The sequence below is a fragment of the Rhodocista pekingensis genome (genome assembly GCF_042665545.1).
In the GTDB taxonomy this organism is placed as follows: Bacteria; Pseudomonadota; Alphaproteobacteria; order Azospirillales; family Azospirillaceae; genus Rhodocista; species Rhodocista pekingensis.
Genome location: NZ_JBHTCM010000033.1, coordinates 1 through 604 on the forward strand (window position 1 = coordinate 1; position 604 = coordinate 604).

Genomic DNA, 604 nt, shown 5'->3' on the forward strand with positions numbered 1-604 from the left:
TGCCGGCGCCTTCAAGGATGCCGCCGGCAATGTGCTGGCCGCCATCAGCGACGACACGACGCTGAACTTCAAGACCATCGATCCCACCTTCCTGGTGACGGATGCGGCCGGGTTCAGCACGACGACCGGCACCGGCATCCTCGGCGGCCAGACCGCGACGGCAGGCGACCAGACGATCCTCGTCGTCGACCCGGCCCATCTCGTGGGCTCCACCCTGGACGGCGGGACCGGCACGGACACGGTCCGGCTGGGGGCCGGCAACGGCAGCAGCTTCGATCTCACCGGTGCCGCGACGGTGGCGGGGGTGGAGACGCTGGTGGTGGACAGCGCCCACACCGCTCCGGTGACGGTGACGCTGGGCAGCGCCAAGGGCCTGAACAGCCTGACCACGCTCACCGGCACCGGCGACGACGCGCTGGTGCTGGCCGGCGGCGGCACGACGGAAACCTTCGATCTCTCCACCCGGACCCTGAGCGGCTTCAGTGGCGTGCGGATGAGCGGGGCCGCCACCACCGGCTATACGGTGCGGCTGGACGCCACCCAGATCACGGACATCCAGGCCCCCGGCATGATCGGGGCCGTCACCGGCTCGGCCGGCACGAAC

Annotated in this window: 1 protein-coding gene; it reads left to right on the forward strand. The window is 71.2% G+C overall.

The window, feature by feature from the left end; all coding sequences use genetic code 11:
• Positions 1-604: hypothetical protein (locus ACFQPS_RS20080; RefSeq protein WP_377361134.1), on the forward strand; the 604-nt coding region annotated here is incomplete at both ends.